General features: G+C 74.1%; 23 protein-coding genes and 2 pseudogenes. 8 read left to right on the plus strand and 17 right to left on the minus strand.

Annotated elements, in window-relative coordinates; genetic code table 11:
* Window positions 1–164 precede the first annotated feature (164 nt).
* The 9 genes from AC0ZLC_RS31025 to AC0ZLC_RS31065 form a co-directional block, all read right to left on the minus strand.
* Window positions 165–566, minus strand: a complete 402-nt coding sequence (locus tag AC0ZLC_RS31025; RefSeq protein WP_476755260.1) for a hypothetical protein — start codon at window positions 564–566, stop codon at window positions 165–167.
* A gap of 535 nt (window positions 567–1,101) precedes the next feature.
* A complete protein-coding gene (locus tag AC0ZLC_RS31030) occupies window positions 1,102–2,070 on the minus strand; it encodes an alpha/beta fold hydrolase (RefSeq protein WP_476755261.1) in 969 nt (322 codons plus the stop codon).
* A complete protein-coding gene (locus AC0ZLC_RS31035; protein WP_476755262.1) occupies window positions 2,070–2,303 on the minus strand; it encodes an acyl carrier protein in 234 nt (77 codons plus the stop codon). The genes AC0ZLC_RS31030 and AC0ZLC_RS31035 overlap by 1 nt, the downstream gene beginning before the upstream one ends.
* A 48-nt stretch (window positions 2,304–2,351) precedes the next feature.
* On the minus strand, window positions 2,352–3,392 hold the full coding sequence (locus AC0ZLC_RS31040; protein ID WP_476755263.1) for a beta-ketoacyl-ACP synthase III: 1,041 nt from the start codon (window positions 3,390–3,392) through the stop codon (window positions 2,352–2,354).
* Between the two features lie 199 nt (window positions 3,393–3,591).
* Complete coding sequence (locus tag AC0ZLC_RS31045) at window positions 3,592–4,455, minus strand: glycosyltransferase family 2 protein (protein ID WP_476755264.1); 864 nt, start codon at window positions 4,453–4,455, stop codon at window positions 3,592–3,594.
* A complete protein-coding gene (locus AC0ZLC_RS31050) occupies window positions 4,443–5,456 on the minus strand; it encodes a glycosyltransferase (protein WP_476755265.1) in 1,014 nt (337 codons plus the stop codon). Before AC0ZLC_RS31050 ends, AC0ZLC_RS31045 begins: the two co-directional genes overlap by 13 nt.
* The gene (locus tag AC0ZLC_RS31055; protein ID WP_476755266.1) at window positions 5,453–6,523 is read right to left on the minus strand and encodes a glycosyltransferase family 4 protein; all 1,071 of its coding nucleotides are present in this window, start codon (window positions 6,521–6,523) and stop codon (window positions 5,453–5,455) included. Before AC0ZLC_RS31055 ends, AC0ZLC_RS31050 begins: the two co-directional genes overlap by 4 nt.
* Window positions 6,520–7,632: a glycosyltransferase gene (locus tag AC0ZLC_RS31060; protein WP_476755267.1), complete on the minus strand. Its 1,113-nt coding sequence runs from the start codon at window positions 7,630–7,632 to the stop codon at window positions 6,520–6,522. The genes AC0ZLC_RS31055 and AC0ZLC_RS31060 overlap by 4 nt, the downstream gene beginning before the upstream one ends.
* Window positions 7,633–7,951: 319 nt before the next feature.
* Window positions 7,952–8,761, minus strand: a complete 810-nt coding sequence (locus AC0ZLC_RS31065; protein WP_476755268.1) for a CDP-alcohol phosphatidyltransferase family protein — start codon at window positions 8,759–8,761, stop codon at window positions 7,952–7,954.
* Window positions 8,762–8,869: 108 nt separating this feature from the next.
* Here AC0ZLC_RS31065 and AC0ZLC_RS31070 point away from each other — a divergent pair, with 108 nt between their 5' ends.
* From AC0ZLC_RS31070 to AC0ZLC_RS31090, 5 genes and pseudogenes are all read left to right on the plus strand, one after another.
* On the plus strand, window positions 8,870–9,850 hold the full coding sequence (locus tag AC0ZLC_RS31070) for a zinc-dependent alcohol dehydrogenase (RefSeq protein ID WP_476755269.1): 981 nt from the start codon (window positions 8,870–8,872) through the stop codon (window positions 9,848–9,850).
* A 153-nt stretch (window positions 9,851–10,003) separates the two neighbouring features.
* Complete coding sequence (locus AC0ZLC_RS31075) at window positions 10,004–10,402, plus strand: 6-pyruvoyl trahydropterin synthase family protein (protein ID WP_358853004.1); 399 nt, start codon at window positions 10,004–10,006, stop codon at window positions 10,400–10,402.
* Window positions 10,399–11,595, plus strand: a complete 1,197-nt coding sequence (locus AC0ZLC_RS31080; RefSeq protein WP_476755270.1) for a glycosyltransferase family 4 protein — start codon at window positions 10,399–10,401, stop codon at window positions 11,593–11,595. The genes AC0ZLC_RS31075 and AC0ZLC_RS31080 overlap by 4 nt, the downstream gene beginning before the upstream one ends.
* A complete protein-coding gene (locus tag AC0ZLC_RS31085; RefSeq protein ID WP_476755271.1) occupies window positions 11,592–12,521 on the plus strand; it encodes a class I SAM-dependent methyltransferase in 930 nt (309 codons plus the stop codon). The genes AC0ZLC_RS31080 and AC0ZLC_RS31085 overlap by 4 nt, the downstream gene beginning before the upstream one ends.
* A 68-nt stretch (window positions 12,522–12,589) precedes the next feature.
* Window positions 12,590–13,723 (plus strand): annotated as a pseudogene (locus tag AC0ZLC_RS31090) (lysylphosphatidylglycerol synthase transmembrane domain-containing protein); the annotation flags it as partial.
* A gap of 290 nt (window positions 13,724–14,013) precedes the next feature.
* On the opposite strand, the gene AC0ZLC_RS31095 reads toward AC0ZLC_RS31090, so the two are convergent.
* Entirely contained in the window at window positions 14,014–14,733 is a 720-nt protein-coding gene (locus tag AC0ZLC_RS31095) for a creatininase family protein (protein WP_476755283.1), read from the minus strand.
* A gap of 221 nt (window positions 14,734–14,954) precedes the next feature.
* Here AC0ZLC_RS31095 and ribA point away from each other — a divergent pair, with 221 nt between their 5' ends.
* Window positions 14,955–15,647, plus strand: coding sequence for a GTP cyclohydrolase II (ribA, locus tag AC0ZLC_RS31100; RefSeq protein ID WP_476755272.1), 693 nt, complete (start codon window positions 14,955–14,957; stop codon window positions 15,645–15,647).
* A gap of 45 nt (window positions 15,648–15,692) precedes the next feature.
* On the opposite strand, the gene AC0ZLC_RS31105 is transcribed toward ribA, so the two are convergent.
* The 3 genes from AC0ZLC_RS31105 to AC0ZLC_RS31115 all read right to left on the minus strand — a co-directional run bounded on the left by AC0ZLC_RS31105 (window position 15,693) and on the right by AC0ZLC_RS31115 (window position 19,035).
* Window positions 15,693–16,919, minus strand: a complete 1,227-nt coding sequence (locus AC0ZLC_RS31105; RefSeq protein WP_476755273.1) for a serine hydrolase domain-containing protein — start codon at window positions 16,917–16,919, stop codon at window positions 15,693–15,695.
* Between the two features lie 71 nt (window positions 16,920–16,990).
* Window positions 16,991–18,463: an MFS transporter gene (locus AC0ZLC_RS31110; RefSeq protein WP_476755274.1), complete on the minus strand. Its 1,473-nt coding sequence runs from the start codon at window positions 18,461–18,463 to the stop codon at window positions 16,991–16,993.
* Complete coding sequence (locus AC0ZLC_RS31115) at window positions 18,460–19,035, minus strand: TetR/AcrR family transcriptional regulator (RefSeq protein WP_476755275.1); 576 nt, start codon at window positions 19,033–19,035, stop codon at window positions 18,460–18,462. The genes AC0ZLC_RS31110 and AC0ZLC_RS31115 overlap by 4 nt, the downstream gene beginning before the upstream one ends.
* Window positions 19,036–19,143: 108 nt before the next feature.
* Here AC0ZLC_RS31115 and AC0ZLC_RS31120 point away from each other — a divergent pair, with 108 nt between their 5' ends.
* Window positions 19,144–19,644: a TIGR03618 family F420-dependent PPOX class oxidoreductase gene (locus AC0ZLC_RS31120; RefSeq protein ID WP_476755276.1), complete on the plus strand. Its 501-nt coding sequence runs from the start codon at window positions 19,144–19,146 to the stop codon at window positions 19,642–19,644.
* Here AC0ZLC_RS31120 and AC0ZLC_RS31125 read toward each other — a convergent pair.
* Window positions 19,597–20,562, minus strand: coding sequence for an NAD(P)-dependent oxidoreductase (locus AC0ZLC_RS31125; RefSeq protein ID WP_476755277.1), 966 nt, complete (start codon window positions 20,560–20,562; stop codon window positions 19,597–19,599). The genes AC0ZLC_RS31120 and AC0ZLC_RS31125 overlap by 48 nt on opposite strands.
* 298 nt (window positions 20,563–20,860) lie before the next feature.
* Between AC0ZLC_RS31125 and AC0ZLC_RS31130 the strand changes: the two genes are divergently transcribed.
* Window positions 20,861–21,424: a TetR/AcrR family transcriptional regulator gene (locus tag AC0ZLC_RS31130; RefSeq protein WP_476755284.1), complete on the plus strand. Its 564-nt coding sequence runs from the start codon at window positions 20,861–20,863 to the stop codon at window positions 21,422–21,424.
* Between the two features lie 487 nt (window positions 21,425–21,911).
* On the opposite strand, the gene AC0ZLC_RS31135 is transcribed toward AC0ZLC_RS31130, so the two are convergent.
* From AC0ZLC_RS31135 to AC0ZLC_RS31145, 3 genes and pseudogenes are all read right to left on the minus strand, one after another.
* Window positions 21,912–22,517, minus strand: a complete 606-nt coding sequence (locus AC0ZLC_RS31135) for a histidine phosphatase family protein (RefSeq protein WP_476755278.1) — start codon at window positions 22,515–22,517, stop codon at window positions 21,912–21,914.
* A 5-nt stretch (window positions 22,518–22,522) separates the two neighbouring features.
* A complete protein-coding gene (gnd, locus tag AC0ZLC_RS31140; RefSeq protein ID WP_476755285.1) occupies window positions 22,523–23,401 on the minus strand; it encodes a phosphogluconate dehydrogenase (NAD(+)-dependent, decarboxylating) in 879 nt (292 codons plus the stop codon).
* A gap of 15 nt (window positions 23,402–23,416) precedes the next feature.
* A pseudogene (locus AC0ZLC_RS31145) lies at window positions 23,417–23,634 on the minus strand (glucose-6-phosphate isomerase); the annotation flags it as partial.

A 23,634-nucleotide genomic window follows, 5' to 3' on the forward strand; every position in this document is an offset into this window, starting at 1 on the left:
CGGCCCGGTCACCGGGGGCTCGCCCTCGTCGACCGGTTGCCCGCCATGGCCGACGCAGTCACGGCGACCGCCGACACCGTCTTCAACGCCGTGGACGCGGATGGCGACGGCCGTATCTCCCCGGCGGAACACCGCACGCTCGTCGAGCCTGCCGTGCGGCGTCCCTACGCCTTCCGCGCGTCGGCGAGCCGGTCCAGTTCGCGCATCGCCTCGGCGTGCGCGCTCATCCGGCGGCTCAGCGAGCCGGTCGTGAACAGCGCGACGCCGGCGACCGACACCGGGACGGAGAGGCCGAGGACGGCGAGCGCCTCGGGCCAGTCGCGTTCGTTCTGGCAGTAGTCGTAGCGCTGGAGACCGTCGTTGGCCGTGCCGCGATCCGTGAACAGGCGCGACTCGCACTCCGCGGGGTACTGGTCGTCGGGCTTCCTGTCGACCTCGTACGGCGTGAGCACCAGCACGGCGCACCAGGCCCACAGGAGCCCCGCCAAGGCGAGCAGGCCGATGCCCCAGGCGCGTATCCGCCCGGACCGGTCGCGGAAGTCGAGGTCGTACTCACGTGATCGCACGGCGGACGAATGTAGCGGCCGTGACACGGACTCGCCGACAGGGTGACGTCCGTGGCCGCTCAGGACAGCGCGTTGCGCACCCACGCCTTAGAGGTCGCCTTCGACCTCGGTCGTGACGGCATGCCGACGGGCGTCGTCCACACCACCTGCGGCTGGGCACGGACCCGGCCGCCTCGACGACCCTCGCGCTGCCCGTCGCCGCGTTCCGCGCCGCGCACCCGCCGGCCAGGGTGCAAATCCGCTCCCGGCTGTCGGCCAAGGAGCAGCACCGCCGGACTGCGCGCCCACGAACTGGACGTGGCAAGGGCTACCGCCCACAACTCCCGCCGAGGTCACCGCGGCCCTCACCGAGGCGCCGGCTTCCGGCGGCCCCGCGCTCGATCGCGTGATCGACCCCTCGGCGGGCACCGAGAGCGAACCCAGCGCACACCTCGGCCCGAAGGGCATCACCGTCGGCACCATCACCCCGGCGGCCGGGTGAGCGACTCGCCGCCGTGAGCGCGCAGCCGCTTCCCGGAAGCCGAGGCGGTCGGCTTCACCGGGGTCCGGGCAGGCGCTCCGGCGCCGTGCAGTACGGCAGGCCGTCGAGCGGGCGGTCCGTCAGGAAGCGCAGCAGCAGGTCGGCGTACTCCGCCTCCCGTTCGAGGTGCACCATGTGGTCGGCGTCCCGCACGAGGAGGAAGACCGAGTCGGCGATGGCGGCCGCGACGGCACGGTTCTCCTCGGGCGTACTGGTGTGGTCGTGCTCGCCGGTGAACACCAGCGCGGGCACGGAGTCGATGCCCTCGGGCGGGATGGGGTCGGCGGCGAGCAGCCGCTCGTGGCAGACGGCGTGACGGCGCGCCTCGGCCGGGGTGATGGCGGTGAACTGGCGCCGCAGCAGCCGGGCCACGGCCGGCGCCTGGACCACCCGCTCCGTGCGGGCCGTGTTCAGCAGCCCTGCGACGGCACGGTCGGCGGCCGCCTGAACGGCGGTCTGTGCGCGGGCTCCCTCCTGCCCCAGGGTGGCCCCCACGCCCCTCATGTCCTCGCACAGTGACCTGAGGCGTGGGTTCATGCCGCGTGCCGCGCCGACCAGCACCAGCCGGGCGACGCGGTCCGGACGGCGCAGTGCCGCGCGGTAGGCGATCGGTGCGCCGTAGGAGGCGCCGAGGAGATTCACCCGGTCGTGGCCGAGCCGGTCCGCGACGTGCAGGGCGGCGTCGGCGAGGACGTCGAAGCCCTCCTCGGCGGGCAGGTCGTCCGCGGTGCCGGTGCCGGGCAGGTCGACCAGCACCAGCGGCATGTGTCCGGTGAGCCGGCGCTCCAGCCGGGGCCAGGCGTACATGTCCTGCAGCGCGCCGCCCAGCAGGACCAGGGGTTCGGTGGCCGGCGCCTCGTCCGAGATGATGACGCGGCAGGTGTAGCGCAGGCCGCGCCAGTCGAGCCGTACGACGTCCTCGTGGGTGCGGTCCGGCGGGAGCCAGGGCGGTGCCGTCCACGCGGCGGTGGCGGCGGGCAGCATCAGGAACCCCCGGCGGCCCGCCCGGCGATGAGATCCGCCAGGGCGTTGACCGTGGGGACGGCGGCGAGCTCCTTCTCCGGAATGACCAGTCCCATCCGGTCCTCCAGGTGCATGGACAGCACGGTCACCGCCATCGAGTCGATGCCCGCGCCGGCCAGCGTCGCGTCCGGGGTGATCGGGGCGGCGGGCAGGCCGGCCTGCGTCGTCAGGATCCCCTTGAGTTCTTCCAGCAACGTGTGCGTCTCCTTGCGTACTCATCCTTGCGTGCCGGGCGGCGGACCTCAGAGCTCCGCGGTGATCCCCGGCGGCCAGACGAGGGTCGTGGCGGCCCACGCCAGTCCGCTGCCGAAGGCGACGACGAGCACGCGGTGCCCCGGCTTCAGCTGCCCCTCGTCCGCGGCATGGGCCAGCAGCAGGGGTACGGAGGCGGCGGCGGTGTTGCCGACCCGGTCGATGTTGGAGGGGGTGCGCTCGGCGGGGATGCCGAGGGCGTCGGCGACACTGGCGCCGATGCGGCCGTTGGCCTGGTGAACGATCAGGCGGTCGACCTCGTCGAGGGTCCAGCCGGCGGCCGCCACCGCGTCCCGGGCCGCCCGGCTCATCCGGCGCACGGCATGCCGGAAGACCTCGTTCCCGCGCATGTGAACGAAGAAGTCACCGGCGGGCGCGGAGTGACGTCCGTCGCGCTGACGGGCACCGCCGGCCGGGATGGCGATGGCGTCGGCGAGCCCGCCGTCGCTGCCCCAGGCGAAAGGCCCCAGGGCGCCGTCCTCGCCGGGGGTGCCGGCCTCCAGGACCACGGCCCCCGCCCCGTCGCCGAACAGGGGCGCGGTGGCGCGGTCGTCGGGGTCGATGACGGCCGACATCGTCTCGGCGCCGACGACGAGGACCCGGCGGGCGGTGCCGGCGCCGATCAGCCCGGCGGCGACGGCCGCCGCGTGCACGAATCCCGCGCAGCCCGCGGTGATGTCGAAGGCGACCGCCTCCCGCAGCCCGAGCCGGTGCGCGACGGCGGGCGCGGTGGCGGGGCAGTGGTGATCGGGGGTGGTGGTGGCCAGCACCACGGCGTCGACGGTGTCCGCCCCCGCCGACCGCATCGCCCGGCGTCCGGCGTCCACGGCCATGTCGCCCGTGGACACGTCCGGGTCCGCGCGACGGCGTTCCCGGATTCCGATGCGTTCCCGGATCCACTGGTCGCTGCTGTCCAGCCGGGCGCACAGTTCCTCGTTGGTCACCCGGCGGGACGGGAGCCAGGAGCCCACGCCGGTCAGCACCGCGACGGTGCCAGGACCGGGAGGAGCCGCTGTAGTTGGGGCATTCATGTACGCAACGTACATGACCTACAACAGAAAGTTATCGTGGTGCGGGCCGGGGTCGTGTACCTCGTACGGGGGAGAGCGCAGCCGGAGGCCCTGCGGGGCCGGCGGGCTTGTCCGGCCCGCCCCTTTCGACACGGTGGCCTGCGGGGCGCCCGCGCTGACGGCGGGCGTACGGGCGGGCGGCGGGCGCGGGCGTGCGGGGTCATCCTCCGGGCGCGGGACCGGCGGGCGGCGGCGCGTTCGCCGTCCTGATCCAGCTGTCGTTGTGCGGGTCGTGCCGTACGAGGCCGAGGCGTGCGAAGTCCTCCAGCCAGCCCCGCATGGGCCAGTGGCCCCAGCGCCGGTTGAAGAGGGCTCCGTTGCGCAGGATGTCGTCCAGGTGCTCGACGGGGGGCCGGCTCACCGCGTGGTGCTGGTGGTAGGCCGGGGCGCCGCCGAGCCAGGCGATGCCGACGCCCGCCTCCGCGGCCAGCAGCGCGAAGTCGGTGTCCTCGCCCCCGTAGCCGGTGTACGCCTCGCAGAAGCCGCCGATGCGTTCCCAGGCGGCCGCCGTCGTGGCGAAGGACAGCGACCAGAAGAGGGCCGGGTCCGCCTCGTCGACGATCTCGTCCGGTCCGGGCACCGGCCGGGCGGGGTGCGGCTCGGCCAGGGCGGGCAGGTCGTCGAGCCGGTACCCGCCGGGCGGCGGCGGGGGCAGGTAACCGACGGAGCCGCAGAGAATGCTGGTGTCGTCGGCCAGTGCGGCGTAGCGGGCGATCGTCCGCGGACCCGGCACGCAGTCCACGTCGAGGAAGACGAGGCAGTCGGCCCCCGCGGCGAGGGCGCGCCGCGCTCCGGCGTTGCGGGCCGCCGCCAGGGGCAGTCCGCGCGTACCGGGCGGCCGCTCCACGGCGACGGGGTCGCCGGCCGGATCGCCGCGGGCCACCAGCCGCCCCGCCTCGGCGTCGTCCATCGTCACCACCACGTAGTGGTCGGGGCGCAGGGTGCCGGCGGCCAGCGCCCGCTGCTGGAGGGCGAGGTGGTCGTGCCGTCCGGCGACCGGGGTGATCACTGCTACGCGACGCACGACGCCTCCTCGGCCGACGAGCCGGCGAGCCGGTCCAGGAAGGAGGCGGCCCGCCGGGCGCCGTCCCCGTACGACCACCGGGCCCAGCCGGCCCCGCCGAGCCGGACCGCGCCGGACAGGACGTCAGGCCACTCCCGGGCGGCGGGCCAGGACGCCCGGACGAGCGCGATACCGCCCTGTGCCAGGGCGCGGCCGGTGGCGCTCTGCTCACCGAACGGCCGGTCCTGCGGGATCACCACGGCCGGCCGGCGCGCCGCCGCGCACTCGGCCAGAGCGTTCTGGCCGCCGTGGGTGACCACGACGTCCGCTGCGCACAGCAGCGGCCAGGGGTCGGCGGCCCAGGTCCCGCCGCCGCCCAGGACCGTCCACTCCCAGTCCGGGGTGGCGCGGCGGGCCGGTGCGAGCAGGGCGTCGTCGACGTCACCGCCCCCGGCGCCCAGCATCACCAGGACGCGGCGCCTGCTGCCGGACGGCGCCGTCCCGGCCGGGCGCGGCCGGTCGTCGTGGCGGGAGAAGGCGCCCGCGTGCAGTGTCTTCGCGTACCAGCGCTCCGGCCAGCCCGGCTCCACAAGCTCCGCGGGCCACGGGGCGAGCAGGCCGCGCGCCAGGTCGTAGGCGAAGGTGTGGGCCGGATCCCGGCGCTCACCGCGCATGGCGGCGACGACGACGGGCACGCCGAGGAGCCGGCCGAGCCCGGCGATCTCCACGGACACGTCGCTGACCAGCAGCGAAGGGCGAGCACGCGTGATCCAGTCGGCGACCAGCCGCATGCGCTCGCGGTAGCCGCCGTGGCCCGCGGGTGCCCAGTGCAGCCGTCCGTTGGCCGTGACGTCCGTGAGCGGACCGCCGGTGTCCAGCGGCAGGCGCACCCAGGGGCCCCGCCAGTCCGCGGGGCGGGGCAGGCTCGACAGTCCGGTGACCGGGCGCTCGGTGTGCCGGGCGATGCAGACGGCCCGGTGCAGATGACCGCGCCCGTGGTGATGGACGTAGTAGCCGATCATGCCGCCATCAGCTCCTCGTAGAGCAGCTCGTACTGGTCGGCCATGGTGTCCAGCGAGCAGTGGCGCACCGCGCGCTCCCGGCAGGCGGTCCGGTCGAGCGCCATCGTCTCCCCGATCGCCCCGGCCAGCGCCGTCGTGTCCGGCCAGGGCGCCAGCCGGCCGCAGTCGGGGGTGAGGATCTCCCGCAGCGCGCCCCGGTCGAAGCCGGCGACCGGGGTGCCGCAGGCCAGCGCCTCCGCCACCACGAGTCCGTACGGTTCGTCCCAGCAGGGCGTGGCAAGGGCGGCCCCTGACCGGCCGACCAGGGCCACCAGCTCGTCCCGGGTCAGGTGCCCCTCGTAGGAGACGCCGTCGCCCAGTCCGGGGGCGATCCGGCGGTCGAAGTAGTCGCGGTCCGGTGTCGGCCCGGCCAGCCGCAGTGGCAGACCCGCCTTGCGTGCCGCCTCGATCGCCAGGTGCGGGCCCTTCTCCGGTACGAGCCGGCCGGACCACACCAGGTCCGTGCCGCCGGGTCCCGGACGCCAGCGCCGGGTGTCGACCCCGTTGAGGATGACGCGCGCCGAGGGGATCAGCGGCGACCAGGCCCGCGCCGTGTGATCACTGACCGCGGCGAAGTGTCCGCAGCGCCCCGGGCTGGTCTGGACGGCCGACTCCAGCCACGGCGTGGGCGGCGTGTGGAGCGTGGTCACCACCGGGATCCGCAGCGCCGGTGCCATAGCCACGGGCAGGTAGTGGAGGCTGTTGTTGTGGATGATGTCGTAGGGGCCGCCGTCCTGGGCCAGGTCGACCATCAGCCGCAGGTAGGCGTGGTGCTCGGCGAGTGACGAGGGGTCCGTCATGGACAGGTCCGCCCGCGCCGCCTCACTGAACTCGGCGCGGTGGACCGGTAGTTCGCGCACACCGAGGGCGGGATCCGAGCCCGCTCCGGCGAACAGCGTGATGTGGTGGCCCCGGCGGCCGAGTTCCCGGGCCAGGGACCACGTGTGGGCCTCGAGTCCGCCCGCGAAGGGCTCTTTGATGGGGTAGCGCGCGGAGGCGATCAGCGCGACCCGTAGGGGCCTGCTCATCGCAGCAGGTCCTCGTAGAGCGCCCGGTGCGCGGCGGCCACGGCACGCCGTTCCGCGGCTCGCTGTGCCGGGTCGGCCCGGGGCGCCGGACGCCCGGCGTGGGCGGCCTCGACCGCGGCGCGCAGGGAGGGGCGGTCGGGCCCGTCGTCGTTCATGCGGTAGACGTGGCAGGGGCGCTGCTCGGCGTAGTGGCCGCAGTCGGGGACGGCGACGGCCGTGCCCAGGTCGTAGCAGGCCTCCAGCCACCCCGAGTGCGTGCCGAAGGCGTACGGCAGCACCGAGAGGTCCAGGGAACGCAGGTAGCTCCACAGCTCCGCGTCGTCGAAGTAGTGGTGGACGTGCAGGTCGATACGGCCGGCGTCGGCCAGGGACCGCAGGGCGGCCAGCGTCCCGGGCGCGTGGGCGTGGGCGCGGGGGTCGGCGGTCTCCGTGTGGATGTCGACCCGCAGCCGCGCCCCGGGCAGGTCCGCCACCAGGTCGGCGAGCGCGCGGATCACCGGCAGGGGCCGCATGTTGGGGCGGATGCTCTTGGCGTGTACGCCGATCACGAAACCGGGGTGCGGCGGACGGGGCGCCGACAGTTCGGGTTCCTCGACGACATGGGGGTGGGGCAGCACCCGCGCGGTACGTCCCCACAGCAGTTCGATCCGGTCGGCCGCGCCCCGGGTGAGCGTGACCAGGCGGTCGGCGGCCGGGACGAGGACGTCGAGCGCGGCCCGGTGGGGGCGGGGATCGGGCTGGTGCGGATTGCGGAGGTCGTGCACCGTCTGGACGAGCGGCTTGCCGTGCCGGCGCAGTGCCGCCACCAGGGCGCTCAGCTCGGCCGGCGACTGCGCGTCGAAGCCGAAGTGCAGATGGAAGACGTCGAAGTCCCGATGGTGCGCCTCGACCCAGGCCGGGTCGAGCATGACCGGCGGCCACCAGCGCTGGGAGGTGCTCGGAGCGCCGGTCGGGCGCGGGTCCGGCAGCAGATCCACGGTGCCGTCCCCGTCCGGGGGCTGCAGATGCGCCACGTAGACGTGCCCGGCCGGCACGGACGCGACGCGGATGCGGCGCTGCCGGCGAGCGGCCCGCAGTGTCGTGGGCGTGGGGTCCACGAGGGTCTTCACTGGTTGCCTCCCTGCGGGACGGCCGCTCCGGTCGGTGCGGCCGAGTGGTCCCGGAGTACCCACGCCGACAAAAGGGATGTATACGGCGAGGGGGAAATATCGCAGCCAGTGAGGAACGCGTGACGGACCGGGCGGACGGCTTCACCGGGCGACCACCGGCGCCGAACCGCTGAGGACCCCGGAAGAAGCGGCCCGCCGCCGCGGCGGGACCGCGTACGCCGGGAAGAACGCGGCGCACGGTACGGCGAGGATCAGGACCGCGGCGAGAGGCGCCTCGGCGCACCCGGTGGTCGGGTGGTGCGTCTCTCCCCGCCGGCGGTCAGGGCCTTGCCCGCCCGGCACCGCCGACCGCGGCCGGGCGGACGCCCGACGGCACATCGGGTCCGTGTTCCGCCGGCCAGGCCGGCAGCGGCTCCGGGTCGGCCGTCCGCCACAGCCACGCGATGTCCCGCCCGAAGGACCAGCTCAGCAGCGCCAGCGCAAGCAGGACCAGCGCGAAGGCCAGCGGATGGGGCAGCACCCCCGCCCCGGCGACCAGCAGCACGATCCCCTGGAGCGCCGCCACCGTCTTGCGCGCCAGGCTCGGCGCCAGCGGCCCGTTCAGCCACGGCAGAGCCCGTGCCGCCGCCACGAACACGTACCGCATCGTGCCGATCAGCAGCACCCACGGTCCCAGCGACATGGCGACGTACACACTCAGCACCAGGATCAGGAACGCGTCGACCTCCATGTCGAAGCGGGCGCCCAGCGCCGACGACGTGCCCGTGCGGCGGGCGACCTTGCCGTCCACGCCGTCCAGGATCAGCGCCACCGCCGTCAGACCGACGAACAGCGTCAGCGGGGGCGAGCTCTCGAACGAGTCCGCGACCAGCGCCGTGACACCGCCGACGAGAATCGCCCGTCCGAGGGTGACGCGGTTCGCGGGTCCGAAGGGGAGGGGCTGCGAACGGCGCAGGGCCCGGTTGAGGACGGCCCAGGTGGCGATCCCGAAGGCCAGGCCCGTGAGCCAGCCCGCGGGTCCCATCCCGATCGCCGTCCCCAGGAGGGCGAGGAGCAGCAGCTGCGCGCCCGCTCCCACCGCCGTCTCCTGCTGCGCGAGCCTTGCGTCGTACGTGTGGTTCAGGGCCACCGTTCACCCTCCGGCCGAGTGACAGATTCGATCATCGCCGCGTACGTTGTGCGCGACTTCTCATCGCTGCGTACGTGGGGAGTCGGCCGATCGTTCAGGAGGACGCACATGCAACCCACAGCCCGCGCCTTCTGGTTGCGCTCCCCGGGGCACGGTGAGATCAGGGAGTCCGCCCTGCCCGCGCCCGCCGGGGACGAGGTCCTGGTGCGGTCGCTGTACTCCGGTGTGAGCCGCGGCACGGAGACCCTCGTCTTCCGTGGCGGTGTGCCGGAGAGCCAGTACCGCGCGATGCGGGCGCCGTTCCAGGAAGGCGACTTCCCCGGTCCGGTGAAGTACGGCTACCTCAGCGTCGGAGAGGTCGAGGAGGGCCCGGCCGCCCTGGTCGGCAGGACCGTCTTCTGTCTCGCGCCCCACCAGACCCGGTACGTCGTCCCCGTGAGCGCCGTCACCGTCGTCCCGGACGACGTCCCGGCGGGGCGGGCGATCCTCGCCGGGACCGTGGAGACCGCGGTGAACGCCCTCTGGGACGCCGCCCCTCTGATCGGCGACCGGATCGCCGTGGTCGGCGGCGGCATGGTCGGCTCGTCCGTCGCGGCACTGCTCGCCCGGTTCCCCGGAGTACGCCTCCAGTTGGTCGACGCCGATCCCGCACGCGCCGAGGTCGCACGGGCGGTCGGGGCCGCCTTCGCGCTGCCCGGGGAGGCCGCGGGCGACTGCGACCTCGTCGTCCATGCCAGCGCCACCGACGCCGGCCTGGCACGCTCACTGGAACTGGCCGCCACGGAGGGAACCGTGCTCGAACTGAGCTGGTACGGGGACCGGAAGGTCGCGGTGCCGCTCGGCGAGGCCTTCCACTCCCGGCGCCTCGTCCTGCGCAGCAGCCAGGTCGGCTCCGTCTCCCCGGCCCGGCGCGGCAGCCGCGACTACGGCGACCGGCTCGCCCTCGCCCTCGAACTCCTCGCCGATCCCGCCTTCGACGCGCTGATCACCGGCGAGTGCGCCTTCGAGGAACTGCCCGACGTCCTGCCCCGGCTCGCCTCCGGTGAGATCCCGGGGCTCTGCCACCGAGTCCGCTACCCAGCCGGCTGAACCCCCGGACAGCCGCCTGACCTCGCGGGGAACCCCGCAAGGGCCCCCGAAAGAAGGGGAACCGGCGGCTGAACAACGCGTACGGGGCAGCCGTACTACTCGGCATGGCCCCCGGCAAGGGGATCAGACGCACCGCACCTGGAGGGTCGTCCGTTGTTCAGTATCACCGTCCGCGATCACCTCATGATCGCCCACAGCTTCCGCGGCGAGGTCTTCGGACCCGCACAGCGCCTGCACGGAGCGACGTTCCTCGTGGACGCCACCTTCCGCCGCGCCGAGCTGGACGACGACAACATCGTCGTCGACATCGGACTGGCCACACAGGAGCTCGGCGCCGTGGTGAGCGACCTGAACTACCGCAACCTAGACAACGAGCCCGACTTCGCCGGCACCAACACCTCGACGGAGTTCCTCGCCAAGGTGATCGCCGACCGCCTCGCCGACCGGGTGCACGCCGGCGCGCTGGGCGAAGGGGCCCGCGGTCTCGCCGGCATCACCGTCACCCTGCACGAGTCCCACATCGCCTGGGCGAGTTACGAGCGTGCCCTGTGACCGACGTGACCCTGGAACAGGTGGCCGCCGGCCGGCCCGCCCTGGACTACGTGCCCGTGCAGCACGCGGCCCTCAAGAACGCCGAGATCATCCCCATGTCCCTCAGCTCCGTGCACTTCGTCATGCCCGGTGGGGTCGACGACCCGGCCGCACCGAGCGGCGGCAACGCCTACGACCGCCGGGTCTGTCTCGACCTGCCCGGCTTCGGCTGGCAGGTCCGCCGCCACACCGTCGCGGGTGACTGGCCCCGGCCCGAGCCGGCCGCGCGTGCCGAACTCGCCCGCACCCTGGCCGAGTTGCCCGACGGCACCGTCGTCCTGCTGGACGGACTCGTCGCCTGCGGCGTCCCCGAGGTCGTCGTCCCGGAGGCCAGGCGGCTGCGCCTGGCCGTGCTGGTGCACCTGCCCCTAGGCGACGAGCGGGGCCTCGACCCCGCCGTCGCGGCGGAGCTGGACGCACTGGAACGCACGACGCTGCGTGCCGTGCCGGCCGTGGTGGCCACCAGCGAATGGGCGGTCCGCCGGCTCGTGGCCCACCACGGACTCGCCCCCGAGCGCGTCCATGTCGCCGTCCCCGGCGCCGACATCGCCCCTCTCGCCCCCGGCACCGACGGCGTCTCGCGACTGCTCTGCGTCGCCGCCGTGACCCCCCGCAAGGGACAGCACCGGCTGGTCGAGGCCCTGGCGACCGTCACCGACCTGCCCTGGAGCTGCACCTTCGTCGGCGGGCTCGCACAGGAACCGGAGTACGTCGCCCGACTCCGCCGTTCCATCGACGAGTTCGGGCTCGGGGACCGGCTGCGTCTGACGGGTCCGCAGGCCGGCGCGGAACTCGACGCGAGCTATGCCGCCGCCGACCTCATGGTCCTCGCCTCGTACGCCGAGACGTACGGCATGGCGGTGACCGAGGCGCTCGCCCGCGGAATCCCCGTACTGGCCACCGACGTCGGCGGCGTGCCCGAGGCGGTGGGGCGCGCGCCGGACGGCGGGGTGCCCGGCATCCTCGTACCGCCGGAGGACCCGGCGGCCCTGGCCAGGGAGCTGCGCGCCTGGTTCGGGGAGGCCGACGTGCGGCGCAGGCTGAAGTCCGCCGCCCGCGGGCGCCGGGCCGCCCTCGGCGGCTGGGCGGCGACCGCCCGGAGCCTCGCGGGTGTCCTCGGGCGGCTCCGGCAGGAACCGGGGAGGGCCGCATGAACGCGACGACGACTCCGTCCGGAACACCGGAACACACGCGGACGTCCGGCGCACCGGCGAAGGACGAGGTCGTCGCGGGCGCGGGATCCGTCGAGGTGCCCCGATTCGCGCCCCGCTGGCTTCAGTTGCGCGAAGGCGCGGACGCCGACGCCCGCGCGCACGACCTGCTCGACCCGCTGCGCATCCGGCTCGCCAACCTGCCGCGGCGCGGCAACGGCACGGTCGTCCACGACCTCGGCTGCGGAACCGGATCCATGGGCCGCTGGCTCGCACCCCTCCTCGACGGCCCCCAGCACTGGGTCCTGCACGACCGCGACCCCTACCTGCTGCACTTCGCCACCGTGGGGGCGCCCCGCGCCTCCGCCGACGGCAGCCGGATCACGGTCACCACGCAGCGCGGCGACATCGGGCGGCTGACCGCGGACGGCCTGGCCGGCGCGTCCCTGGTGACGGCGTCCGCCCTGCTGGACGTACTCACCCGTGACGAGGTGGACGTGCTCGCCGCGGCCTGCGTCGGCGCCGGCTGTCCGGCGCTGCTCACGCTCTCCGTCGCCGGAAGCGTGCGGCTGACCCCGGCCGACCCGCTGGACGGCGAGATCGCCGACGCCTTCAACGCACACCAGCGCCGCGGGGAGCTGCTCGGCCCCGACGCCGTCACCGCGGCCCGCGAGGCCTTCACGCGGCAGGGCGCGACCGTACACGTGCGGTCCAGCCCTTGGCGGCTCGGTGCCGCGCACGCCGAGCTGACCGCGGAGTGGCTGCGCGGCTGGGTCGCGGCGGCCGTGGAACAGCGCCCCGGGCTGGCCACCCCGGCCGAAGCGTTTCTGCGCCGCCGGCTCGCCGAGTGCGAGGCGGGCGAACTTCGGGTGGTGGTCGAGCACAGCGACCTCCTGGCACTGCCGGGCCCGGCGGGCGGCTCGTCGTGAACGGGCGGGGGGCGGTGACGGGCGGCCGGGTCACCGGCGCGCGGGCCGTGGGGCGGTCCTCGGCCGCGGTGGCCGAGGCGGGGCCTGGCACCGGCGCGGACGCCCGCACCGGGGCGAGTCCGGCGCGAGGAGCCGCCCGGGGGCGCGACCGTGCCCGGGCCCTGCTGCCCCGTGTCGGCTCCCCGGCGGCGCGGACCCACGTCGGCACGGTCGCCGGATCCCTCATCCTCGGCGTGCTGCTGTGGCGGCTCGGCACCGGTGTCTTCCTGGACGGGCTGCGACGCATCGACGGGACGGCCCTGCTCCTGGGGCTCGGCCTGGGCCTGCTCACCACCGTCTTCAGCGCCTGGCGCTGGTGCCTGGTCGCCCGGGGCCTGGGCATCCGGCTGCCGCTCGGCGCGGCCGTCGCGGACTACTACCGCGCCCTGTTCCTGAACGCGGCGCTGCCCGGCGGCGTCCTCGGTGACGTGCACCGGGCGGTGCGGCACGGACAGAGCACCGGTGACCTCGGCCGCGGTGTCCGCGCGGTCGTCCTGGAACGGACGGCGGGGCAGGCGGTCCTGTTCGTCGCCGGCGCGGGGGTCCTGCTCACGCAGCCCTCGCCGGTCCTGACGCAGGCCCGTCACCTCACCGGACTGCTCGCGCTCGCCGCGCTGGGCGCCCTGGCGGTCGTGGCCGCGGTCCGGATGGGCCGGGCGCCGGGCTCCTCGTCCCGTCGTCGCGCCGTGCGCGCCGCTCTCGCCGAGGCACGTCAGGCGCTGCTCGCCCGTGGCAGCTGGCCCGGCCTGCTGGTCTCCTCGACCGCGGTGCTGGCCGGTCATCTCGCGATGTTCCTGCTCGCCGCCCGGGTCGCCGGATCGACCGCGTCCGCCGCCGAGCTGCTGCCCCTCGCTCTGCTGGCCCTGCTGGCCATGGGCCTGCCGCTGAACGTCGGCGGCTGGGGTCCCAGGGAGGGGGTCACGGCCTGGGCCTTCGGCGCGGCGGGGCTCGGCGCGAGCACGGGACTGGGCGTCGCCGTCGTGTACGGCGTGCTCAGCTTCGCGGCGGCGCTGCCGGGTGTCCTCGTGCTGATCGCCCGGTGGTACGGCGGGGCCCGGCGCTCCCGCGCGAATACGGTGCCTGCGGGGGCGGTTTCCCCGGTCACGTCACCGGCGTCGGTTCTCGCGGGGGCGGTTTTCCCGGTCACATCATCGGCGTCCGACCTTGCGGGGGCGGTTACCTCGGTGACGTCACCGGCGTCGGTTCTCGCGGGGGCGGCTCCCGCCGTCACGTCTCCCGCGTCCGCCCCCGCCGTCCCGCACCCCGCCGTCGAACCCGCCCGGGCCCCCGGCACAGCACACGCGCGCCTCGTCGTCGTACCGGCACCGGCGCGTGCCGTCCCGCACGGTGCCGTCCCGGTCCCCGCGCCCGGTACGGGCCCCCTCCGCAACCACCACGCCTCTTCGGCGCCCTTTCCGCGCTCACCTCCCGCGCGGCCGACGAGCGCGGCGCGTCATGGGAGGCGACGGCCGGCGGCCGCGTCTCCCGGGAGTTCCGCCGCCGAGGTGAGCAGGGAGAAATACGTGCCGAAGGATTCGACCAGCTCCGCCAGCAGGGCTTTCCCTTTCTCCGCGGAAGCCAGTGACGGCCGCCCGACGACCCCGGACCCGGTATAGGCGGACATGCCGACGGTGAGCAGATGCCTGCGGTCGTCGGCGAGGAAATCGGTGGTCTCGTAACCGGGTCGTACCGACTCCGGATGGGCGTGCAAAAGGATGGAGGTCTCTATTTCCCCGGCGTGCATGTCGCTGAGGAGGGAGGTCTGCACACCCGCCCCCACGCGCGCCGACTCCCAGTCCTCCGCCGCGGGGAAGAGCGCCATTCGTGTGCCGCTGCCGACGGATTCCTGAACGACGTTTCCCAGGACGTAATTCCCGCCGTGTCCGTTGACCAGGACCAGGGCGTCGACGCCCGAACGCCGCAGCGATTCGGCGATGTCCCGCACTACCGCGTGCAGGGTCACGGAGGAGATGCTGACGGTTCCCGGCCAGGCGGCGTGCTCGTGGGAGCAGGAGATGGTCACCGGAGGAAGGAGGTGCACGGGATGGGCCTCGGCTATCCCGCGCGCTATGGCGCAGGCCACCAACGTGTCCGTGGCCAGCGGAAGAAAGGCGCCGTGCTGCTCGAAGCTGCCGACCGGCAGGACGGCGACCTGGCGTGCGACACCGTCCATGCGGTCGCGTACGTCCTGCGACGTGTCCGCCGGAGCGAGGGAGTTGCGCACCCGCGCCGGGAACTCGCGGACCGGGGACGGCCGATTTCCGGGGGGCGTCGCGGAAATGTCCGTCGGCGCCGTCCCGGCCTCCGTCGGCTCGATGCCCGAAGTGCTCATGTCGTCCCGGCCTTTCGTCTCGTACCGCCAGCGCTGGCGCTTTAGCAGATAGGAACCAGATCATGACAGAGAACGTCGGCGTGCTCGGCGGACAGGCCCGGTCCACGGGTGTCACCCGGGTCGTGACGGCCCCGTTGCCCACCGTGTACGGCGATTTCCAGGCCGTCGGATACCTGGATCACCGCACCGGGGAGGAACAGATGGTCCTGGTGCACGGGGACATCGGGGAGGAGCAAGTACTCACCCGGCTGCATTCGGAGTGCCTGACGGGCGACGCCTTCGGGTCCACGCACTGCGAGTGCGGCCCCCAACTCGTCAGGGCACTGCGTGAGATCGTCGCCGAGGGGCGCGGTGTTCTCGTCTACCTCCGGGGGCACGAGGGCCGGGGGATAGGCCTGCTGGGCAAGCTGCGGGCGATGAAGCTCCAGGCGGAGGGGCTGGACACGGTCGAGGCGAACCTCGCCCTCGGTCTTCCGGTGGACGCCCGCGACTACCGGGTGGCGGCGGACATGCTGCACGACCTCGGTGTGCGCTCGGTGCGGCTCCTGTCGAACAACCCGCGCAAACGGGAGGCCCTGCTGCGCAACGGCATCAAGGTCGCCGAGCAGGTCCCGCTGCTGATCGAGCCCTGCGAGGAGAACCTCGGCTACCTGCTCACCAAGCGCGAGCGCCTCGACCACCACCTGCCGCACCTGGACGACGTCCCGGCGGAGGCGGTCTTCTGCGGCTCGGTGAAGGGCACCGGCGAGGAGTGAGACAGGACGACGGAGGCCCGCCGCCGGGCGGGCCTCGGCCGCCCCTCAGTCCACGACCGCCTCGTGCGCCAGCCGTCGTACGTCGGGGAAGACCGTGTGCGAGCCCGTCGGCCGCAGCTGGGTGAGGAACTGCACGGTGAGGTCCCGGCGCGGGTCGACCCAGAACGTCGTACTGGCCACTCCGCTCCAGCCGTACGAGCCGAGGACGGCCGGAGCCGCGGTCACGGCCGGGTCGATCACGACCGAGACGCCGAGGCCGAAACCGAGCCCCGCGTTGCCCGGTTCGTCGTGCCCGGGGCTGCCGTGGGTGCGGATGTCGACACCGCCGGGGAGCTGATTGGAGGCCATCAGGTCCACGGTCTCCGGGGCCAGCAGCCGGACGCCGTCCAGTTCGCCGCGGCGGCGCAGGAACTCCATGAAACGGTGGTAGTCGTGGGCGGTGGCCACCAGTCCGCCGCTGCCGGACAGCAGCCGCGGACGGCCGTGCAGGGGCAGCCCGGCGATCGGGGTGATGCCGCCCCCGCCGTCCTCCCCGTACAGCTCGGCGAGCCGGCCGGACTGCTCCCGCGTGACGTGGAACCCGGCGTCCGTCATCCCGAGCGGTCCGAAGATCCGCTCGGCGAAGAACACGTCGAGATCCCTGCCCGACACCACCTCGACGACCCGGCCGAGGACGTTCGTGGCGACCGAGTAGTTCCACCGTGCGCCCGGCTCGAACTGCAGGGGCAGACGCGCGTACACCTCGCAGGTCGTGGCGAGGTCGGCGCCCGCCGGCACGGACGACTCCAGGCCGGCCTGCCGGTACAGCGCGTCGACGGGATGCCGGTGGTAGAAGCCGAAGGTCAGACCCGCGGTGTGGGTCAACAGGTGCCGGATCAGCAGGGGTCGCGCGGCCGGCCGGGTCCTGACGTCGGGTCCCGACCCCGCCACGTAGACCTGCGGGTCGGCGAAGGCGGGGAGATGGCGGGCCACGGGGTCGTCGAGGCCGATGCGTCCCTCTTCGAGCAGCATCAGGGCGGCGACCGAGGTGACGGGCTTGGTCATCGAGTACATCCGCCACAACGTGTCGGCGGTGACCGGGAGATGCGCCGCCAGGTCACGGTGCCCGTACGCCGTCAGGTGGGCGACGCGGCCGTGGCGGGACACGGAGACGAGGTAGCCGGGGAGCCGGCCCGCGTCGACCAGGCGCGCGAAGTGCTCGTCCAGCCGGACGAGCGCCTTGGGATCGAGCCCGGCCTCGCCCGGCTCGACCTCTTGCTCCAGGGTTCCCATGACTCTCCTCCCGGCCGCGGCCCGAGGGACCGGCTCACCTCCATGGTCTCGTACCCGGCGGCCGGCGCGTCCTACGGGGCTTCCTTGGTGTGCGGTACTTCCCGGGACCCGGGCACGGGACGCGAAGGGGCAGCGGCGGCGGTCGCGTCCGGCCGTCCCGGCAGGGCGCGGCCGAGCAGCGTCCCGAGCGCCGAGACGCAGGCGAGGACGGTCAGGGCGGGGCCCGTCTCGACGCTCGTGTGCGTGATCATCGTGGTGGCGACGGCCACTCCGACGGCCGGTCCGACGTTCATCGCCGTCTGCTGGAGCCCGCCCGCCACACCGGCCGAGCCGGCGGGCGCCCGGCGGACGACGACAGCCGTCGCGGTGACCATCACCGCCCCGAACCCGGCGCCCAGCAGCAGGAAGCCGGCGCCGATGTGCGCCGCGGTCGCCCCCTGGCCGAGCCGGGACAGCACGAGGATGCCGAGGGTGAGCAGCGTCATGCCGGTGACCGCTGTCCGCCGGGATCCGAAGCGCCGCATCAGCATCGCGGAGAGGGGCGCGCCGAGGATCATCATCACGGGCCCGGGAAGCGCCCGCAGGCTGCTCTGCAGCGGGGTCAGGCCGAGGACGTCCTGAAGGAAGTACGTGCCGACGAACAGGGTTCCGAACATCGCCGCCGACGCGGTGACCAGCATGCCGAGCGCCGCGCCGATGGTCGCCGAGCAGCGGATCCCGGCCGGCAACAGCGGGCTTACGGTGCGCCGTTCGTGGCGCACGAAGACAGTTCCAAGGACCAGGACGGCCAGCAGCCCCAGGACGGTGCCCTGCGAGCCGTTCGCCGAGGACGTGCCGACGAGCGTGTGCACCAGGCAGGCGAGGGCGGCGGCGAGCAGACAGGCGCCTGGCACGTCGAGCGGAGTGCGTGTCGGGGCGGGGCCGAGGGCCGTGGCCGTCCCCTTCTCGCCCACGGATCCCCCGACCCCGGGTGCGGGAGCGAGTGCCCGGGCGGGGTCGCGGACGACGAGCGCCAGCGCGCCCAGCACCAGCGCGGGTACGACGTTGAGGAAGAACACGGCACGCCAGCCCAGTTGGGTGACCAGCACCCCGCCGACGACGGGGCCGGCCGCCGCCGCCACTCCGACGCCGCTGGTGCGCAGCGCGACCGGCATGCCGAGGCGGTCGGGCGGGAACGCTGCGCGCAGCATCCCCAGGGTGGCCGGCTGGAGCAGCGCACCGAAGACTCCCTGCGCCACCCGCAGCCCGATCACCCAGCCGATGCCCGAGGACAGGCCGATCCCCGCCGAGGCCGCACCGAAGCCCAGCACTCCGGTGGCGAAGACCCGCTGGTGGCCGTAGCGGTCGCCGAGCCGCCCCGAGAACACCAGCAGGGAGGCCACCGCGATGAGATAGCCCGTGCTCGTCCACTGGACCTGGGCGAAGGAGGCGTGCAACTCCCGGCGGAGCGTGGGCTGCGCGACGGACAGCACGGTGCCGTCCAGGGCGACGATCGCGGCGCCGGCGACGCTGCTCGTCAGGGTGAGCAGGCGATGCGGTGTCATCGGCCTGCCGTCCCGAGGTGCGCGTCAACCGCCGTACGCAACAGGGGTATGAAGTCGTCGGTGCCCGTGGCGAGTTGCAGGCTTCCCCAGCTCCACAGCGGGGCGATGCCGTGCAGGTTCGCCCACAGGGCGCCCGCGACGAGCGGCGCGTCGGCCTCCGGGCGCACCCGTCCGACCAGGTCCACCAGCACGCCGAAGAGCGGCAGGCTCGTCTCGCGAAGCCCCAACTCGTCGCTTCGTAGCAGATCGTGACGGAACATCAGCTCGTACATACCGGGGTTGGCGAGGGCGAAGTCCAGATAGACGCGGCCCAGCGTCAGGAGGCTGTCGCGCGGGTCGGCCGCTTCGTCGAGCGCCTCCGCGGCCCGCGCTCCGAGGTCGGTGAAGCCGCGCCGCGCGATCGCGGACAGCAGGGTGAGGTGCGTCGGGAAATGGCGGCGTGGGGCGCCGTGGGAGACCCCCGCGCGCCGGGCGATCTCGCGCAGGGACAGCGCCTGTGCCCCTTCGGCGGTGACCAGGTCGACGCCGACCTGGATCAGACGGGCGCGCAGCCCTGGTTCCGGCTCATGCATGGACACTGTCTACCAGGCGTAGTAGACAGTGTCTACGCCGACCGCTCCCGGATCGCGGAAGGGGCCACGCGTGGAATGCCTCCGGCGGGCCGGAGCGTTGACGAAGGCATGACTCACGAGGCGAACGACGGGATCGGCGCGGATGGCGCGCACCAGGCCGAGCGGAGCGGGCGGGCCCGGGAGGCGCAGGACGCCCTGCTCACCCTGTTCTCGGAGTGCGACGGGGGAGTGCTGGTCACCCTCAAGCGCGATGGCCGGCCCCAGCTGTCGAACGTGAACCACGCCTACTACGCCGAGGAGCGGACCGTCCGCGTCTCGCTCACCGATGACCGCGCCAAGACCCGCAACCTGCGCCGGGATCCCCGCGCGTCGTACCACGTGACCAGCGACGACCGGTGGGCGTACACGGTCGCCGAGGGCACCGCGGATCTCACGCCGGTCGCCCGCGACCCGCACGACGAGACCGTCGAGGAGCTGGTCCGGCTCTACCGCGACGTCCAGGGCGAACACCCGGACTGGGACGACTACCGCGCCGCCATGGTCCGCGACCGCCGCCTCGTCCTACGGCTCCGGGTGGAGCGCGCGTACGGCATCCCGCGCGGGCGCTGACCCGTCGGCGAGGGGGCTCGGCCGGCCGTTCGCGGACGTCTCGTGGCCGTCGCCGGTCCTGGCCTCGATGGCGCGCAGGACGGCGACCATGTCCGATCCGCCGTGCCCGAGCGACACGGTCTCGTCGAAGAGGGCGTGGCAGACGTCCAGAAGGGGCGACGCGAGGCCCGCCCGCCGCGCGGCCCCGGCGATCAGCCGGTTGTTCTTCAGGACGTCCAGAGCCGCCGCCTGCACCGTGAAGTCCTCGGTCAGCAGCTTGGGCGCCTTCATGCGGGAGACCCCGCTGGCCATCGGTCCTGCGTCCAGCACGTCGAGGAACAGCCGGCGGTCGAGGCCGTGCCGGTCCGCGAAGTGGAAGGCCTCTCCGAGACCGGTCACGAGTGTGATCAGGAACAGGTTCACCGAGAGCTTCATCAGCAGCGCGTTCGGGACCGGACCGCAGTCGAACGTCTCGTGGCACATCGGGGCGATGAGGGGGCGTACGGCCGCCACGACCGCGTCGTCCCCGGCCAGCATCGCCACGAGCCGTCCGTCCTGCGCCGGCACCCGGGAGCCCGACACCGGCGCCTCCGCGTAGCGGCCGCCCGCCGCCCGGACGTCGGCCCCGAGGTCCCGTGAGTACTCGGGCGACGTAGTGCCCATGTGCACGACGGTGCGCCCCGCGACCCGGACCGCGAAGTCGGGGGTGCCGCGGCCCAGGACCGCGTCGGTGGCCGCCTCGTCGGCCAGCATCAGGAACGTCACCCGGGCGCGGGCGAGGACCTCGGCGGCGGTTGCGGCGATGTCGGCGCCGGCGGCCCGCAGGGGTTCGGCCCGGGCGGCGGTGCGGTTCCAGACGATCAGGGGAGTGCCGGCCCGGGCCAGATTCAGCGCCATCGGCTGCCCCATGACTCCGAGGCCGAGGAAACCCACGTACACGACGCACCGCCGTCCCTGGCCCGCGCACCGGTGGGCCCCGCCGCTCACTGACTATGACGGCTGTCATAGTACTCCGCTCCATGACGGCTGTCATAGTGGAGGGGCGGGCCCTCCCCGCGACCGCGCGGTGCAGTGCGGTCCGCGGTGGGTGCGTGCATGAGCCGCCCGGCCATTCCGGGCGGGCGCGAGGCGGGCAGGACGGGAGTCGGACATGGCAGATCCCGGGCGGACGGCGGCTTCCGGGCGGAGCGCGGAACCGGGGAGAGGGGCGGATGCGGGGCGGGGGCCGCGCGAGCGGATGGTCTTCAGCGCCGCGCAGCTGATCCGGCGCCAGGGAGTCGCCGCGACGGGGATGCGCGACGTCGCCGTGCACGCGGGGGCGCCCCGTGGTTCGCTCCAGCACTACTTCCCCGGCGGCAAGGAGCAGTTGGTAAACGAGGCGGTGGACTGGGCCGGCCGTTACGCGGGCAAGCGCGTGGCCCGCTTCCTCGCCGAACTGGACGAGCCGAGGCCGAGCGGGCTGTTCGCCGCGATGGTGCGGCAGTGGACCGACGAGTACGGCTCGCTCGGGTTCGCGGCCGGCTGCCCGGTCGCCGCCGCGACGGTGGACTGCGCGGAGTCCACCGAGTCCACCCGGGCCGCTGCCGCCGCCGCGTTCGCCTCCTGGAACCGGCCGGTGGCACAGGCGTTGACGGACATGGGCGTGCCGCCCGAACGTGCCGAACCGCTCGCGACACTCATGATCAGTGCCCTGGAGGGCGCGCTCCTGATCGCCAGGACCGAGCGGGACGTACGCGCTCTGACGACCGTGGCCCGTGAGCTGGGCCCGCTCCTGGACGCCGCCGCCGACCGCGCCGGCTGACCTCGAAGCCACCACGCCAGGCGGGAGTTCAGCGCGCCAGTACGCCGGCCCGGGCGCGCGCCGGCCGGGGAGGACCCCCGGCCGGTGCGCGCCCGGTGCGCGCCGGGCTCCGCGCACACCGGCCGTCCCTGAACCCGGCCGGTGTGCGTGAAAATCGAACTCTACGGTGCCGGGCGCACGATGTCCGCCCGGCACCGTCCCTCGACCGGCCCCGGGGCTCCGCTCCGCGGCGCGAACGGTCCGCCCGGTCGGCCGGTCGGACCCGTTCCGGCGGACCGGGTCGGCGGTCGGCCCCTGAAGTGGCCGCGGTCGTCCGCGGCGCGTGCGGGTGCCGACGGCTGGGGGCGCCGCAGGACGGCGGCCGACTCCGTACGCCGAGAGGTTCCGGTCCGCCTGGGCGGGCGGACCGGAACCTCTCCGGGGGTGCGGCGACTTCTGCCGCAACGTCTGCGCAACTTCCGCAGCGACTTCCGCGGCGGTGCGGAAGCTAGTGGACCGGCACAGCGGTTCCCGGGCTGTTCCATTCGGCGATCACCGGACGCTCGTGCTCGGTGGAGAGCCGGCCGACCGTCCCGGTCGCGAGCTGGAACAGCCGGCCATCCGCCGCGGAGAGACCCAGGTAGCGGGCGGTCAGCGCGCGCAGGAAGTGCCCGTGCGCGACCAGGACCACGTCCCCGTCGTCGAGCGCCGGCGCCACCCGGGACAGCACACGGTCGGCGCGCCGTCCCACCTCGTCCGGGGACTCGCCCGGATGACCGTCCGGTCCGGCGGGCACCCCGTCGTCCCACAGGAACCAGTCGGGCCGGGTCCGGTGGATGTCGACGGTCGTGACGCCCTCGTACGCGCCGTAGTCCCACTCGCGCAGATCGGGCTCCCGTACGGCACCGGCCAGGCCGGCGATCTCCGCGGTGCGGACCGCGCGGGCCAGGGGACTGGTGAGCACCAGGGCGAAGGTCCGGCCGGCGAGCAGCGGGGCGAGCGACCTGGCCTGCTCCTCACCCCGCCGGGTCAGGGGCAGGTCGGTCCAGCTGGTGTGCTGTCCCGAGGCGCTCCACTCGGTCTCGCCGTGACGGACCAGCAGGAGGTCGCCCATGACGCCTACTTCGCCGATTCGACGGCGTGGCCGCCGAACTGGTTGCGCAGTGCCGCGATCATCTTCATCTGCGGGGAGTCGTCCTGCCGGGACGCGAAGCGGGCGAAGAGCGACGCGGTGATCGCCGGCAGCGGTACCGCGTTGTCGATGGCCGCCTCGACGGTCCAGCGGCCCTCGCCGGAGTCCTCGGCGTAGCCGCGCAGCTTGCCGAGGTGCTCGTCGTCGTCCAGGGCGTTGACGGCGAGGTCGAGCAGCCAGGAACGGATGACCGTGCCCTCCTGCCAGGACCGGAAGACCTCGCGCACGTCGGTGACGGAGTCGACCTTCTCCAGCAGTTCCCAGCCCTCGGCGTAGGCCTGCATCATCGCGTACTCGATGCCGTTGTGGACCATCTTGGAGAAGTGGCCGGCGCCGACCTTGCCCGCGTGCACGAAGCCGAAGTCTCCCTCCGGCTTGAGGGCGTCGAAGACCGGCTGCACCTTCGCGACGTTCTCCGCGTCGCCGCCGACCATCAGGGCGTAGCCGTTCTCCAGGCCCCAGACGCCGCCCGAGACACCCGCGTCGACGAAGCCGATGCCCTTGGCCGCCAGCTCGGCGGCGTGCTTCTCGTCGTCGGTCCAGCGGGAGTTGCCGCCGTCCACGATGGTGTCGCCGGGCTCCAGCAGGTCGCCGAGCTCGTCGATGACCGACTGGGTCGGGCCGCCCGCGGGGACCATCACCCACACCACGCGGGGACCTTCGAGCTTCTCGACGAGTTCGCCGAGGCTGCTCACGTCCGAGACGTCGGGGTTGCGGTCGTAGCCGATGACGGTGTGGCCCGCGCGGCGTATCCGCTCGCGCATGTTGCCGCCCATCCTGCCGAGGCCTATGAGACCGAGCTGCATCGTGGTCATGTCAGTTCACTTCTTCCGGAGAGTGCGGTAAGCGGCCACGAGGGCAGCGGTGGAGGGGTCGAGACCGGGCACCTCGGTGCCGTCGGTGAGGGCGGGCTCGACGCGCTTGGCGAGGACCTTGCCGAGCTCGACGCCCCACTGGTCGAAGGAGTCGATGTTCCAGACCGCGCCCTGGACGAACACCTTGTGCTCGTAGAGGGCGATCAGCTGGCCGAGGACGGAGG

This window comes from Streptomyces sp. GLSS-08 (assembly GCF_056387915.1).